This window comes from Actinopolyspora alba (assembly GCF_900112765.1).
GTDB classification, from domain to species: domain Bacteria; phylum Actinomycetota; class Actinomycetes; order Mycobacteriales; family Pseudonocardiaceae; genus Actinopolyspora; species Actinopolyspora alba.
In genome coordinates, this window is the sequence record NZ_FOMZ01000005.1 from 53,519 (window position 1) to 66,423 (window position 12,905).

The window sequence follows — 12,905 nt, forward strand, 5'->3', positions numbered from 1 at the left end:
CCGCTCGTTGCTCCTTCGCCGCTCAACGAAGGAGACGAGTCCCACAGCCACGCGTGTCACCGCCACCGATACCAACCGGACCCCGTGTCCTCGAGGACGCCCGAGGCGAGCGGAACGGGGCAGCCGCTCCGGAGGAAGCGCTTCCGGGGAGGGTGCCGGTATGATCGAAGGTCGTCCGGCGAGACACCCCGGTCAGGCACACCGAGGAGACACAAGGTGACGACCCAGCACCACGGCCGTTTCTCACCGACGCGTTGGCTGCGGAAGGCACCTGTCGGTGATTACCGACGGTTCTTCACAGCGGCGATCCGTCATCCGGGAACGGTCGGCGCGGCAACCCCCACCTCGAACGCGGTGGCGGACAGCGTGGGACGCGTCGTGCCGGATCGCGGCGAACCGGTGGTCGTCGAGCTCGGCCCGGGGACCGGCTCGCTCAGCGTCGAGATAAGGAAAAGACTCCCCGCCGCGGGCAGACACGTGGGGATAGAACTCGACGAGCACATGGTGCGCCACCTGCGCCGGCGGATCCCCGAGATGGAAACGGTGCACGGGAACGCGCGGAAACTGCGATCGACGTTGCCCAAGCTCGGGATCGACAGCGCGGATGTGATCGTGACCAGCATTCCCTGGTCACTGCTCGACGAGAACGAGCAGCACGACGTCCTTCGGCAGTGTCGTCGGAGCCTGGCCCCCGACGGGGTGTTCACCGCCATGACCTACCTGCCGATGCGCCACAGCCCCGGGGGGCGCCGCTTCCGGGATCGTCTGGAGGCCGGTTTCGGCGAGGTGCTGACGCACACCACGTGGCGAAGTGTCCCGCCGATGCTGCACTACACCTGCCGCCACCCGATCGTGTGAGCCGTCGGCCCCGGCAGCGTCGATTTCCCGCGAAATCGCCGCGCGGCTGAGCGAGGGACCCCGGTGCGTGAGGTGGTCCGGCCCGGGTGGGCGTCGATTTCTCGCGAAATCGCCGGTCCCGCGGTGCTTCCCCGATGCCGAGCTCCCGCCACTCCCGCGGGCGGGCTACCACCACCCTCGCAGCAGGACCGACCGCGGGTTCTCCCGTGTGGCTCTCGCGAGGAAGGCCCGACGTTGTGCAGTACCTACCCGATGTCGGGGCACCCACAGCGAGAGCCGTGCGAGAGGTTCCGCCACTTCAACCAGCTACGCGACCCGAGTGACACGCGATGTCACTCGGCGGTGAGCACCCAGGGTCCGTCCGGTGTGATCGCCACGGTGTGCTCCCAGTGCGCGGCCCGGGAGCCGTCGGCTGTCACGACGGTCCACTCGTCGGAGAGCTCCTCGCTTTCCGGCGGACCGAGAGTCAGCATCGGCTCCACGGCCAGTGCCATTCCCTCCCGGAGCTTGGGCCCCTTGCCCGGCCTGCCCAGGTTGGGGAGGAAGGGCTCCATGTGCATGCGGGTTCCGATGCCGTGCCCGCCGTACTCGGCGATGATCCCGTAGTCGATTCCGTCCGAGGCGGCGGCCGACTTGGCCGCGGACTCCACCGCGTGCGAGATGTCGGTCAGCCTGTTCCCGGCGGCGACCTTGTCGATACCCGCCCACATCGCCCGCTCGGTGGCGGCGGACAACGCCAGTTCACGTTCACCGACCGAACCGACCGGGATGGTCACGGCGGAGTCACCGTGCCACCCGTCCAGAATCGCTCCGCAGTCGACCGAGATCAGATCGCCGTCGGCGAGCACCTCTGTCGTCGAGGGGATGCCGTGCACGATCTTCTCGTTGATCGAGGCGCAGATCGACCCCGGGAAACCGTGGTAGCCCTTGAAGGAGGGAATCGCACCCGCGTCACGGATGACGCCCTCGGCGACCGAGTCGAGTTCGGCGGTGCTGACCCCCGGTTTCGCCTGCTCGGTCACCGCCGCGAGGGCGCGCGCGACGACGAGCCCGGCCGCGCGCATCGCCTGAATCTCACCACTGCTCTTGAGCTCGATGCCCTTACCGCGACGCAGCACCGCTGCCCCTCTCGTCAACTCAACGGCCTTACAAGAACGATTCTCGCCCCGGTACCGAGTCCCGGGCCACTCCCCCACCGCGGCCCGGCCACCGCGGGAGTCGGGCGGTCCGGGAGCCTCGGAGACCTCTCCGGCTCCGCCACACGTCACCGACCCCCGCGGTCCGAGTACCGTCGCGCCGAACACCGCCGTTCGCGGAACGAGTTCACGCGAGGTCCGGCCACGAAATCATCTCCCCGGGACCGGCAGCCCGGCTACGGGCAACGGATCGAACCGGGGAGCGAAACCACTCAGGCACGAGCGCGCAGGGCCTCCAGGGCTCGCGAGGTGACTTCCTCGACCGGCCCGAACGCGTCGATCGTGATCAGCTTGTTCCGGTAGTAGTCCAACAGCGGCGCCGTCTCCGAGTCGTACACGTCCAGCCTGCGCCGGATGAGTTCCTCGGTGTCGTCCGAGCGACCGCGGTCCAGCAGACGCCGGACCAACTCCTCCCGGGGAACCTCGAACTGCACCACCGCGGTGAGTTCCATCCCGTTCTCGGAGAGGATGTCGCTGAGCACGTCGGCCTGCGGCGTCGTGCGCGGGAATCCGTCGAGCAGAAAGCCCTCGGCCGCGTCACTGGCGGCAAGACGCTGACGCACCATCTCGTTGGTGACCTCGTCCGGTACCAGCTCACCGGCGTCCAGGTAGCTCTTGGCCTCCTTGCCCAGTGGCGTGACGTTGTCGATGTTCTCCCTGAACAGATCGCCACTGGAGATGTGGGGGACCGCGAGATGTTCACTCAGCACGGCCGCTTGGGTGCCTTTGCCCGCACCTGGCGGGCCGACCAGAACCAATCGCACCAAGGGTCTGCCTCCGAATCCGTGATGATGGCTCACGCCACCGTTTGGCGGGCACTTTCGTCCCGTCTGTCATCGCCGTCCGCACCGCGCGGCGCCACCGGGGAGTAACTCCCCCGGCGGCGATCCCGCCGACGCGGACATCGAGCGATCGACACCGTAACCGACGTGGCCGATTTCGCCATGATTACCGCCCGAACTGTGGGAAACCACTCGAAGCGGAACCGCGCCGCCCGGGGTCATCGACCACCGAGCGGGCAGCGGCCACGGCGTCATCGCCAGGACTCTTCGAGCCTACCGGAGGAAGCCCTCGTAATTGCGCTGCGTGAGTTGGCTCTCGACCTGTTTGACGGTGTCCAGCCCCACGTTGACCATGATCAGGACCGCGGTGCCGCCGAACGGGAAGTTCTGCGCACCGCCCTGACCACCGGTGACCCCGAGGAAGAAGTTCGGGAGCACCGCGATGATGCCCAGGTAGAGCGCGCCGGGCAACGTGATGCGCGAGAGCACGAAACTCAGGTACTCGGCGGTGGGCCTGCCCGGACGAATCCCCGGGATGAAACCACCGAACTTCTTCATCTCGTCGGCACGCTCTTCCGGATTGAACGTGATCGAGACGTAGAAGTAGGCGAAGAAGATGATCATCGTCATGTACAGCAGGATGTGTACCCAGCTGGACGGATCGACGATGTAGGTCTGGATGAAACGCGACCACCAGGTGTTCTGGTTGCCCGCGAGCTGTCCCAGCAACTGCGGGAGGTACAGCAGCGAGGAACCGAAGATCACCGGGATCACACCGGCCTGGTTGACCTTCAGCGGCAGATAGGTGGAGGTGCCGCCGTACATCCGGCGCCCGATCATGCGCTTGGCGTACTGCACCGGGATGCGGCGCTGCGCCTGCTCGACGAACACGACGCTGGCGATGATGACCAGACCGAAGCAACAGATCACGGCGAAGACGAAGCCGCCGCTGTTGTTCAGGATGTTGCCGCCCTCGGCCGGGATGCGGGAAGCGATCGAGGTGAAGATCAGCAGCGACATGCCGTTGCCGACCCCGCGTTCGGTGATCAGCTCGCCCATCCACATCAGCAGTGCCGCACCGGCGGTCATGGTGACGACGATGACCACCATGTTCAGCACCGAGTTGTCCGGGATGACCTCCTGCTGACACCCCGGGAAGAGCTGCCCGCGCACGGCCAGCGCGACGATGCCCGTGGCCTGCAGCACGGCCAGCGCAACCGTCAGGTAGCGGGTGTACTGCGTGAGCTTGGCCTGGCCGGACTGGCCTTCCTTCTTCAACTGCTCGAACCGCGGGATCACCACCTGCAGCAGCTGAACGATGATGCTGGCGGTGATGTAGGGCATGATCCCGAGGGAAAGCACCGACAGTTGAAGCAGGGCTCCGCCGCTGAAGAGGTTCAGCAACGAATAGACGCTCTGACTCTCGCCTTGTAGAGCCTGCACACACTGCTGGATGTTCGGATACGACACCCCGGGGGACGGAATCGTGGCACCCAGTCGGTACAGCACGACCATTCCCAGTGTGAACAGGATCTTACGGCGCAGGTCCGGCGTCGTCAGAGCCGAGCGGAAGGCGCCGAGCACGCAGACCTCCTGTGCGCGAGCCGGTAGTCACCGGCCGATGTCGGTGGCCGACTCACGAGTCGCCCACGGCTGGATTCCGTCAACGATTCCGTACCACGGCGCGGCACGGAACCGCCGCACGGACTCTAACAGCATTCACCCCGCCCGCAGTAGCCACCTGCGGACAATGGCAACGAAGCGGCACCCGAAAAACACTCGCGGTGATCAGTGAGCGGCCACTTCGGACACTGTTCGCGATCGGCGAACCCGGCACGTGGCCGTCGGTACCACGTGTTCGAAGGCGAAACCACCGCTCACCGAAAGCGGGAGCACCGCTGGAGAAAAAAGAACGGGCCGGTCGACAACGAAGTCGACCGGCCCGAAACCGTGAACCGCGCGACGCGGCGCGGATCCGGCCGCACCGGAACTTCGCCCCGTGACGGGGCGGTTCGTCCGGACTCAGCGCTCCTGCTTGGTGGCGCTGCCGCCCGCGGCCGTGATCTTGTCCTTGGCACTGCCCGTGAACGCGTGCGCGGTCACGTCCAGCTTCACCCCATCGAGATCCCCGCCGCCGAGGATCTTGACGAGTTCGCCCTTCTTGAGCAGTCCGGAGGCGATCAACTCGTCGATGCCGACCTTGCCACCCTGCGGGAAGCGCTCGGCCAGCTTGCCGATGTTGATGCCCTGGTACTCGACGCGGTTCGGGTTCTTGAAACCACGCAGCTTGGGCAGCCGGATCTGCAGCGGCATCTGGCCGCCCTCGAACCCGGGCGCCACTGTCTTACGTGCCTTGGTTCCCTTGGTGCCGCGACCCGCGGTCTTGCCCTTGGAGGCTTCACCGCGGCCGACCCGGATCTTGCTCCGCTTGGAACCGGGAGCGGGCCGCAGATCGTGAATCTTGATGGCCATTACTCGACGACCTCCTCGACCGAAACAAGGTGGCCGACGGTGTCGACCTGACCACGAACCGTGGGACTGTTCGGCCGAACGACCGTCTGGCCGATCTTACGCAGCCCGAGGGTGCGCATGGCGTCACGCTGGTTGGGCTTGGTGCCGACCAGACCACGCGTCTGGGTGATCTTGAGTTTGTTCATCGACTCAGACCTCCTGACCCGCGCGCTGGCGCAGCATCCGGGCGGGAGCCACGTCCTCCATCGGGAGACCACGGCGGGCCGCGACCTCCTCGGGACGCTGCAGCTCCTTCAGCGCCGTGACGGTGGCCTGCACGATGTTGAGCGCGTTGCCGCTGCCCAGCGACTTGCTCAGCACATCATGCACACCGGCACACTCCAGCACCGCACGGACCGGGCCACCCGCGATGACACCGGTACCCGGGCTGGCCGGACGCAGCAGCACCTTGCCCGCGGCGTCCTCACCCTGCACCGGGTGAGTGATGGTGCCCGCGACCCGCGGTACGCGGAAGTAGTTCTTCTTGGCTTCCTCGACCCCCTTGGCGATGGCGGCAGGCACTTCCTTGGCCTTGCCGTAACCAACGCCGACGAGGCCGTCGCCGTCACCGCAGACGACCAGCGCGGTGAAACTGAACCGCCGGCCACCCTTGACGACCTTCGCGACCCGGTTGATGGTCACTACACGTTCGAACTGCGGGGATTTTTCCTGGGCCGCCCCGCCACGGCCGCCGTCGCGGCGGTCCTTGCGGTCCTTGCCGCCGGATTCCGAACCGCCTTCACGCCGAGTGCGTCCAGGCATCAGGCGTCCCTTCCGTTACGTGCTGTCATCCTTCGTACGACGACGATGTGGTTATTGCGCACTTCTCAGAACTCCAGACCGCCGCCACGCGCGGCATCCGCGAGAGCCGCGACCCGACCGTGGTAGGCGTTGCCGCCACGGTCGAACACGACCTTCTCGACTCCTGCCTCGCTGGCCCGCTGCGCGACCAACTCACCCACGCGGGTGGACTGGGCCGTCTTGTCTCCCTCGAACGAGCGCATGTCGGGCTCGTGCGTGGAGGCGGCAGCCAGGGTGTGACCGATCGTGTCGTCGATGACCTGCGCGACGATGTGCTTGGTGGATCGGCTGACAACCAGACGCGGCCGCTGCGGAGTGCCGCTGATCTTCTTGCGGATTCGAACGTGCCGCTGGTTCCGGGCACGGCGACGCACGCCCGCGACGCTCTTGCCCACCGGCTTCTTCCTGGTGGCTGTGGTGCTCTCGCTCATGGTCACTTACCCGTCTTCCCGACCTTGCGGCGGATCTTCTCGCCCGCGTAGCGCACGCCCTTGCCGTTGTACGGCTCGGGCAGACGCAGCTTGCGGATCCTGGCGGCTACCTCGCCGACGAGCTGCTTGTCGACGCCCTTGACCGAAAGTTTGGCCGGGCCGTCCGTGGCGAACTCGATGCCTTCCGGGGGTTCCATGACGACCGGGTGGCTGTAGCCGAGGGAGAACTCGAGGTTCTGCCCCTTCTGCACCACGCGGTAGCCCACGCCCTGGATTTCGAGATCCTTCTGGAAACCCTGGCTGACGCCGACAACCATGTTGTTGATCAGGCTGCGGGACAGACCGTGCAGCGAGCGGTTCGCACGCTCGTCGTCCGGACGTTTCACCAGCAGCGAGCCGTCCGAGTCCTGCTCGACCCTGATCGGTTCGGAAATGTTCTGTTGCAGCTTGCCCTTGGGGCCGTTCACCGTAACCGTCTGGCCGTCGATGCTCACATCGACGCCGGAGGGAACGGTGATCGGCAACTTCCCGATGCGCGACATACCGTAAACTCCTCCTTCACCAGACGTAGGCGAGGACTTCCCCGCCCACACCGTTCCGCATCGCTTGGCGATCCGTCTGCAGACCGCTCGACGTCGAGATGATGGCGATGCCCAGTCCCCCCAGAACCTTGGGAAGGTTCGTGGACTTGGCATACACCCGCAGACCGGGCTTGGAAACCCGGCGCAGCCCGGTGATGGACTTCTCGCGGTTCGGGCCGAACTTGAGCTCCACGACCAGTTCCTTGGTCTTGGCGCCCTGCTGTTCACGAGAGCCGGCCACGTAACCCTCGCGCTGAAGAATGTCGGCGATGTTCGCCTTGATCTTGGAGTGCGGCATCACGATCTCGTCGTGGTATGCGCGACTCCCGTTGCGCAGACGTGTCAGCATGTCTGCGATCGGATCGGTCATCGTCATGGTGACCCTGTCAACCTTTCTCGTTCGGTTCCCCGGGCCCGGATGCCGCGAACCGCGGTTCGCAGGTCTGGGCCCTGGCCTGAACGAAGTCGGGGTACTGGCTGCCCGCTCCCGAAGTAACTTCGCAGCGGTCAGTCCGTTGTCGTCGCGAGCCGTTGCCGGGCTGCAGCCACTGGTTTCGGTACCGGTGACGAGACGCTCCGCCGTCGGTGGAGCCGTCCCGCCGCACTACCTCACCAGGAGGACTTGCTAACCCCGGGCAGCTCGCCCGCGTGGGCCATCTCGCGGAAGCAGATCCGGCAGAGTCCGAACTTCCGCAGGACCGCCCGGGACCTTCCGCAACGCTGGCAACGAGTGTAGGTACGCACCCGGAACTTCGGCTTGCGTGCCGCCTTGTTGATCAGTGCTTTCTTGGCCATCGGCCCAGTTCTCCTAGTCTCGATCCGCAGCGACGGCCACGAGTCACTGTTCCCGGAACGGGAATCCCAGCTGCCGCAGCAGCGACCTGCCTTCTTCGTCGGTGGTGGCCGTTGTCACTACCGTGATGTCCATACCGCGCGAACGGTCGATCGAGTCCTGGTCGATCTCGTGGAACATCGACTGGTCGTTGAGACCGAACGTGTAGTTGCCGTTACCGTCGAACTGCTTCGGCGACAGACCCCGGAAGTCCCGGATCCGCGGCAGGGAGATGGAGACCAACCGGTCCACGAACTCCCACATCCGTGCGCCGCGCAGCGTCGCCCTGGCGCCGATCGGCATACCCTCGCGGACCTTGAACTGCGCGATGGACTTGCGTGCCTTGCGCACCTCGGCACGCTGGCCGGTGATAGTCGCGAGGTCGCGAACCGCGCCCTCGATCAGTTTGCTGTCCCGCGCGGCATCGCCCACACCCATGTTGACGACGACCTTGACCATGCCCGGCACCAGCATCGGGTTGGAGTACTCGAACTCCTCCTTGAGCGCCGGTACGATCTCGTCGCGGTAGCGGGCCTTCAGCCGCGGGACAATCCTCTCGGTGTTCTTCTCAGTGGTAGTCACGAGTTAGATGTCCTTACCGTTGCGGCGAGAGATCCGAACCTTCTTGCCGTCTTCACCGGTGCGGTAGCCGACGCGGGTGGGCTTACCGTCCGAGTCCACGACCATGACATTGCTGACGTGGATCGCGGCTTCCTGCGTCACGATGCCGCCGGACTGCGCACCACGCTCGGTACGCGAGACGCGCGTGTGCTTCTTGATCTGGTTGACGCCCTCGACCAGCACACGCTCCCGACTCGGGAAGGCCTGGATGACCTTGCCCCGGGCACCCTTGTCCTTACCGGCGATGACGACGACCGTGTCGCCCTTCTTCACCTTCATCACAGCACCTCCGGCGCGAGTGAGATGATCTTCATGAACTTCTTCTCACGCAGCTCACGCCCGACGGGGCCGAAGATACGGGTACCTCGGGGGTCACCACCCGGCCTGACCAGGACGGCGGCGTTCTCGTCGAACCGGATGTAGGAACCGTCCGGACGACGCTTCTCCTTCTTCTGGCGGACGATTACCGCCTTGACCACATCACCACGCTTGACACCGGCGGCGGGAATGGCTTCCTTGACGGTAGCCACCACCACGTCGCCGATACCCGCGTAGCGCCGACCGGAACCACCGAGCACCCTGATCGTGAGGATCTCCTTGGCCCCGGTGTTGTCGGCGACTCGCAGTCGCGACTCCTGCTGGATCACCTTTACTCCTGACCCTAAGTTTCCGCACACGCTGTGCGAAGACACTTTGGCATGCCCGATTTCCGACCCGGCATGCGCGGTCACAACAACCCGCGGGGGGCTTGCCGCTGCCCCCCGCGGATGGCGTTACTTGGCCTTTTCCTGGATCTCGACCAACCGCCAGCGCTTCGTGGCCGACAGCGGACGAGTCTCCATCAGCAACACCCGGTCGCCGATGCCCGCCTCGTTGTTCTCGTCATGCGCCTTGACCTTGGTGGTCTTACGCATGATCTTGCCGTAGAGCGGGTGCTTCTTACGGTCCTCGAGGGCCACGACCACCGTCTTGTCCATCTTGTCCGAGACGACGTAGCCCTCACGGGTCTTGCGCTGGTTGCGCTGCTGCTCTTGCGTGACTGTTTCGCTCATGCCGCGCCCTCCTCGGCGCCCTCGGGAGACACGGAGAGGCCCAGCTCACGTTCACGCATGATCGTGTAGATCCGAGCGATGTCCCGACGAACGACGCGCAACCTTCGGTTGTTCTGCAATTGCCCGGTAGCCATCTGGAACCGAAGGTTGAACAACTCCTCCTTCGATTCACGCAGCCGGGAGACGAGCTCCTCGTCGTTGAGTTCCCGGAGCTCGGTAGCGGTGACACCAGCCGCCATCAGAAGTCACCACCCTCGCGGGACACGATCTTGCACTTCATCGGAAGCTTGTGGACCGCGCGCCTCAGTGCCTCGTAAGCGATCTTTTCGTTCGGGTAGTTCAGCTCGAAAACCACCCGGCCCGGCTTGACGTTGGCGATCCAGTACTCCGGCGAACCCTTACCGGACCCCATGCGGGTCTCGGCGGGCTTCTTGGTCAGCGGGCGGTCCGGGAAGATGTTGATCCACACCTTGCCGCCACGCTTGACGTGCCGGGTGATCGCGATACGGGCCGACTCGATCTGCCGGTTGGTCACGTAGGCGTGTTCCAGCGCCTGGATGCCGTACTCGCCGAAGTTGATCCGGGTGCCGCCCTTGGCGAAGCCCTTACGCTTCGGCGCGTGGCTCTTGCGCCACCTGACCTTGCGTGGGACGAGCACTTGTCAGTCCTCCGTCTTCTCATCAGCGTGCGGCTCGCTGACAGCCGGAGCGTTCGCGGCGGCGGCGTCCGTCGCCGTCTGCTCCTGCTGCGGGCTCTCCGCGGAGCCACCGGACTTACCGCCCTTGGCTGCGGCACGGCCACCCTCGGTGCCCACGTTCGTGGTGCCGGAGGCACCCGAACGACGACGGCCGCCACGCTCGGAACGGCCGCCACGGCCGCCCTCGCGACCGCCACCACCGCCGCCGCCCTCGCCGCGCGGCGGGCGCACCTCGGACTCCTGCTGCTTCTGCTTCAGGCCGCCGATGAGCTCGCCCTTGTAGATCCAGACCTTCACACCGATACGGCCGAAGGTCGTACGAGCCTCGAAGAACCCGTAGTCCATGTCCGCACGCAGCGTGTGCAGCGGCACCTGGCCCTCACGGTAGAACTCCGAGCGGGACATCTCGGCGCCGCCGAGCCTGCCACTGCACTGCACCCGGATTCCCTTGACCTGGGAGGAGCGCATGGCCGACTGGATGCCCTTGCGCATGGCCCTGCGGAAGGACACCCGGTTCGACAGCTGCTCGGCGATCCCCTGGGCGACCAGCTGAGCGTCGGCCTCGGAGTTCTTGACCTCGAGGATGTTGAGCTGAACCTGCTTGCCGGTCAGCTTCTCCAGCGAACCGCGGATGCGGTCCGCCTCGGCACCCCGCCGACCGATGACGATCCCCGGCCGTGCGGTGTGAATGTCCACCCTCACCCGCTCGCGAGTGCGCTCGATCTCCACCTTGGAGATCCCGGCGCGCTCCATCCCGCGGGAGAGATGACGGCGGATCTTGACGTCCTCCGCGACGTACTCCGCGTATTGCTTGTCGGCGTACCAGCGCGACTTCCAGTCCGTGGTGATGCCGAGCCGGAAGCCGTGCGGGTTGATTTTCTGACCCACTACCGGGCACTCCCCTTCTGGCTGCGCTTACGAGACTTGCCCTGGCCCTTCGGCTGGCGCGACTCGACCTCGACCGTGATGTGGCTGGTCCGCTTGCGGATCCGGAAGGCCCGGCCCTGAGCACGCGGGCGGAACCGCTTCAGCGTCGGTCCCTCGTCCACATACGCGCGGTGTACCCACAGCGTGCTCGGATCGAGCGCGTTGTTGTTCTCCGCGTTGGCCATCGCACTGGCGAGCACCTTCGACACCTGACCGCTGGCGGTCTGCGGCGCGAACTTGAGCACGTCCAGGGCTTCGCTGGCGCTTCGACCCCTGATGAGATCGACCACGCGCCGCGCCTTCATGGGCGACACGCGGACGAAGCGGGCCCGCGCCACTGCACGCGGATTCTCAACCGCGGCACTGTCGTCGGTACGGGCATTCATCCTGCTACCCCTTTGCCCCGGGTCGTCGAATCCGTGCGACGACCCGGCTCGTTCGTGTCACAAACCCGCTCAGCGGCGGCGAGACTTGCGGTCATCCTTGACGTGACCCTTGAAAGTGCGGGTCGGGGCGAACTCGCCGAGCTTGTGCCCGACCATGTTCTCGCTGATGAACACCGGCACGTGCTTGCGGCCGTCGTGCACCGCAATCGTGTGCCCCACCATGTCCGGGATGACCGTGGACCGGCGCGACCAGGTCTTGATCACCGTCTTCTTGTTGGACTCGTTCAGGGTGTCCACCTTCTTGAGCAGGTGGTCGTCCACGAACGGGCCCTTCTTCAGGCTACGTGGCATCGGTCGTTACCTCCCTGCTCAGCGCCGCTTCTTCTTGCCGGTGCGACGGCGCCGAACGATGAGCTTGTCACTGGGTTTGCTGCGGCGGCTACGACCCTCGGGCTTACCCTTCGGGTTGACCGGGTGACGACCACCGGAGGTGCGTCCCTCACCACCGCCGTGCGGGTGGTCGATCGGGTTCATGACGACACCGCGGACGGTCGGGCGCTTGCCCTTCCAGCGGTTACGACCCGCCTTGCCCCAGTTGATGTTGGAGTGCTCGGAGTTACCGACCTCGCCAACAGTGGCCCGGCAGCGGACATCGACGTTGCGGATCTCGCCCGAAGGCATCCGCAACTGGGCGTAAGGCCCTTCCTTGGCCACCAGCTGAACCCTGGTGCCCGCCGAACGAGCGATCTTCGCCCCACCACCGGGGCGCAGCTCGATGGCGTGGATCACCGTACCGGTGGGGATGTTGCGCATCGGCAGGTTGTTGCCCGGCTTGATGTCGGCCCGCGGCCCGCTCTCCACCATGTGGCCCTGCTGGACCTTGTTCGGCGCGATGATGTAACGCTTCTCGCCGTCCCGGTAGTGCAGCAGCGCGATGCGCGCGCTCCGGTTGGGGTCGTACTCGATGTGCGCGACCTTGGCCGGCACACCGTCCTTGTCGTTGCGGCGGAAGTCGATCACGCGGTAAGCACGCTTGTGACCGCCACCCTGGTGCCGAGTGGTGATCCTGCCGTGCCCGTTCCGGCCGCCCTTGCCGTGCAGCGGACGGACCAGCGACTTCTCCGGGTGGGATCGGGTGATCTCGGAGAAATCGGCCACGCTCGAACCGCGACGGCCCGCCGTCGTCGGCTTGTACTTGCGAATGCCCATCTCTATCGCAGTCCTCAGTCT

At 65.9% G+C, this 12,905-nt stretch carries 21 protein-coding genes; 1 reads left to right on the forward strand and 20 read right to left on the reverse strand.

Going from position 1 to position 12,905, the window contains the following annotated elements; all coding sequences use genetic code 11:
• Positions 1-216 precede the first annotated feature (216 nt).
• Positions 217-858 carry a class I SAM-dependent methyltransferase gene (locus BM150_RS08385; protein ID WP_092925830.1) on the forward strand — a complete coding sequence of 214 codons (642 nt, stop codon included), beginning with the start codon at positions 217-219 and terminating at the stop codon, positions 856-858.
• Positions 859-1,190: 332 nt separating this feature from the next.
• On the opposite strand, the gene map is transcribed toward BM150_RS08385, so the two are convergent.
• The 20 genes from map to rplB all read right to left on the reverse strand — a co-directional run bounded on the left by map (position 1,191) and on the right by rplB (position 12,884).
• Positions 1,191-1,976, reverse strand: a complete 786-nt coding sequence (map, locus tag BM150_RS08390; RefSeq protein ID WP_092925832.1) for a type I methionyl aminopeptidase — start codon at positions 1,974-1,976, stop codon at positions 1,191-1,193.
• Positions 1,977-2,266: 290 nt separating this feature from the next.
• A complete protein-coding gene (locus BM150_RS08395; protein WP_092925834.1) occupies positions 2,267-2,821 on the reverse strand; it encodes an adenylate kinase in 555 nt (184 codons plus the stop codon).
• A gap of 288 nt (positions 2,822-3,109) precedes the next feature.
• Complete coding sequence (gene secY, locus BM150_RS08400; RefSeq protein WP_092925836.1) at positions 3,110-4,420, reverse strand: preprotein translocase subunit SecY; 1,311 nt, start codon at positions 4,418-4,420, stop codon at positions 3,110-3,112.
• Between the two features lie 438 nt (positions 4,421-4,858).
• Entirely contained in the window at positions 4,859-5,308 is a 450-nt protein-coding gene (gene rplO, locus BM150_RS08405) for a 50S ribosomal protein L15 (protein WP_092925838.1), read from the reverse strand.
• On the reverse strand, positions 5,308-5,493 hold the full coding sequence (gene rpmD / locus BM150_RS08410; RefSeq protein ID WP_092626204.1) for a 50S ribosomal protein L30: 186 nt from the start codon (positions 5,491-5,493) through the stop codon (positions 5,308-5,310). The genes rplO and rpmD overlap by 1 nt, the downstream gene beginning before the upstream one ends.
• Before the next feature lie 4 nt (positions 5,494-5,497).
• A complete protein-coding gene (gene rpsE / locus BM150_RS08415) occupies positions 5,498-6,109 on the reverse strand; it encodes a 30S ribosomal protein S5 (protein ID WP_092925840.1) in 612 nt (203 codons plus the stop codon).
• A 65-nt stretch (positions 6,110-6,174) separates the two neighbouring features.
• Positions 6,175-6,579, reverse strand: a complete 405-nt coding sequence (gene rplR, locus BM150_RS08420) for a 50S ribosomal protein L18 (RefSeq protein ID WP_165400704.1) — start codon at positions 6,577-6,579, stop codon at positions 6,175-6,177.
• Between the two features lie 2 nt (positions 6,580-6,581).
• Positions 6,582-7,121, reverse strand: a complete 540-nt coding sequence (rplF, locus tag BM150_RS08425; protein ID WP_092925844.1) for a 50S ribosomal protein L6 — start codon at positions 7,119-7,121, stop codon at positions 6,582-6,584.
• 16 nt (positions 7,122-7,137) lie between these two features.
• The gene (gene rpsH / locus BM150_RS08430) at positions 7,138-7,536 is read right to left on the reverse strand and encodes a 30S ribosomal protein S8 (protein WP_092925846.1); all 399 of its coding nucleotides are present in this window, start codon (positions 7,534-7,536) and stop codon (positions 7,138-7,140) included.
• A gap of 233 nt (positions 7,537-7,769) precedes the next feature.
• Positions 7,770-7,955: a type Z 30S ribosomal protein S14 gene (locus tag BM150_RS08435; RefSeq protein WP_092626214.1), complete on the reverse strand. Its 186-nt coding sequence runs from the start codon at positions 7,953-7,955 to the stop codon at positions 7,770-7,772.
• Between the two features lie 43 nt (positions 7,956-7,998).
• Positions 7,999-8,574, reverse strand: coding sequence for a 50S ribosomal protein L5 (gene rplE, locus BM150_RS08440; RefSeq protein ID WP_092925848.1), 576 nt, complete (start codon positions 8,572-8,574; stop codon positions 7,999-8,001).
• 3 nt (positions 8,575-8,577) lie between these two features.
• Positions 8,578-8,892 carry a 50S ribosomal protein L24 gene (gene rplX, locus BM150_RS08445; RefSeq protein WP_092626218.1) on the reverse strand — a complete coding sequence of 105 codons (315 nt, stop codon included), beginning with the start codon at positions 8,890-8,892 and terminating at the stop codon, positions 8,578-8,580.
• On the reverse strand, positions 8,892-9,260 hold the full coding sequence (gene rplN, locus BM150_RS08450) for a 50S ribosomal protein L14 (RefSeq protein ID WP_092626220.1): 369 nt from the start codon (positions 9,258-9,260) through the stop codon (positions 8,892-8,894). The genes rplX and rplN overlap by 1 nt, the downstream gene beginning before the upstream one ends.
• A gap of 126 nt (positions 9,261-9,386) precedes the next feature.
• A complete protein-coding gene (rpsQ, locus tag BM150_RS08455; protein WP_043570408.1) occupies positions 9,387-9,665 on the reverse strand; it encodes a 30S ribosomal protein S17 in 279 nt (92 codons plus the stop codon).
• On the reverse strand, positions 9,662-9,904 hold the full coding sequence (rpmC, locus tag BM150_RS08460; RefSeq protein ID WP_017976800.1) for a 50S ribosomal protein L29: 243 nt from the start codon (positions 9,902-9,904) through the stop codon (positions 9,662-9,664). Before rpmC ends, rpsQ begins: the two co-directional genes overlap by 4 nt.
• Positions 9,904-10,323 carry a 50S ribosomal protein L16 gene (gene rplP, locus BM150_RS08465; protein WP_019852823.1) on the reverse strand — a complete coding sequence of 140 codons (420 nt, stop codon included), beginning with the start codon at positions 10,321-10,323 and terminating at the stop codon, positions 9,904-9,906. Before rplP ends, rpmC begins: the two co-directional genes overlap by 1 nt.
• 3 nt (positions 10,324-10,326) lie before the next feature.
• Positions 10,327-11,250, reverse strand: coding sequence for a 30S ribosomal protein S3 (gene rpsC, locus BM150_RS08470; protein WP_092925850.1), 924 nt, complete (start codon positions 11,248-11,250; stop codon positions 10,327-10,329).
• Positions 11,250-11,675, reverse strand: coding sequence for a 50S ribosomal protein L22 (gene rplV / locus BM150_RS08475; RefSeq protein WP_170837289.1), 426 nt, complete (start codon positions 11,673-11,675; stop codon positions 11,250-11,252). The genes rpsC and rplV overlap by 1 nt, the downstream gene beginning before the upstream one ends.
• Before the next feature lie 69 nt (positions 11,676-11,744).
• On the reverse strand, positions 11,745-12,026 hold the full coding sequence (gene rpsS / locus BM150_RS08480) for a 30S ribosomal protein S19 (protein WP_092925852.1): 282 nt from the start codon (positions 12,024-12,026) through the stop codon (positions 11,745-11,747).
• Between the two features lie 18 nt (positions 12,027-12,044).
• Positions 12,045-12,884: a 50S ribosomal protein L2 gene (rplB, locus tag BM150_RS08485; protein WP_092626226.1), complete on the reverse strand. Its 840-nt coding sequence runs from the start codon at positions 12,882-12,884 to the stop codon at positions 12,045-12,047.
• Positions 12,885-12,905 lie beyond the last annotated feature (21 nt).

What these genes read in the sequence shown, in the direction of transcription:
- rpmC (WP_017976800.1), bottom strand. Translation starts at nt 9,904, where the DNA reads ATGGCGGCTGGTGTCACCGCTACCGAGCTCCGGGAACTCAACGACGAG.
- rplR (WP_165400704.1), bottom strand. Translation starts at nt 6,579, where the DNA reads ATGAGCGAGAGCACCACAGCCACCAGGAAGAAGCCGGTGGGCAAGAGC.
- rpsE (WP_092925840.1), bottom strand. Translation starts at nt 6,109, where the DNA reads ATGCCTGGACGCACTCGGCGTGAAGGCGGTTCGGAATCCGGCGGCAAG.
- rplB (WP_092626226.1), bottom strand. Translation starts at nt 12,884, where the DNA reads ATGGGCATTCGCAAGTACAAGCCGACGACGGCGGGCCGTCGCGGTTCG.
- rpsQ (WP_043570408.1), bottom strand. Translation starts at nt 9,665, where the DNA reads ATGAGCGAAACAGTCACGCAAGAGCAGCAGCGCAACCAGCGCAAGACC.
- rpsH (WP_092925846.1), bottom strand. Translation starts at nt 7,536, where the DNA reads ATGACGATGACCGATCCGATCGCAGACATGCTGACACGTCTGCGCAAC.
- rplX (WP_092626218.1), bottom strand. Translation starts at nt 8,892, where the DNA reads ATGAAGGTGAAGAAGGGCGACACGGTCGTCGTCATCGCCGGTAAGGAC.
- rplO (WP_092925838.1), bottom strand. Translation starts at nt 5,308, where the DNA reads ATGGCCATCAAGATTCACGATCTGCGGCCCGCTCCCGGTTCCAAGCGG.
- rpmD (WP_092626204.1), bottom strand. Translation starts at nt 5,493, where the DNA reads ATGAACAAACTCAAGATCACCCAGACGCGTGGTCTGGTCGGCACCAAG.
- BM150_RS08435 (WP_092626214.1), bottom strand. Translation starts at nt 7,955, where the DNA reads ATGGCCAAGAAAGCACTGATCAACAAGGCGGCACGCAAGCCGAAGTTC.
- rpsS (WP_092925852.1), bottom strand. Translation starts at nt 12,026, where the DNA reads ATGCCACGTAGCCTGAAGAAGGGCCCGTTCGTGGACGACCACCTGCTC.
- rplF (WP_092925844.1), bottom strand. Translation starts at nt 7,121, where the DNA reads ATGTCGCGCATCGGGAAGTTGCCGATCACCGTTCCCTCCGGCGTCGAT.
- rplV (WP_170837289.1), bottom strand. Translation starts at nt 11,675, where the DNA reads ATGAATGCCCGTACCGACGACAGTGCCGCGGTTGAGAATCCGCGTGCA.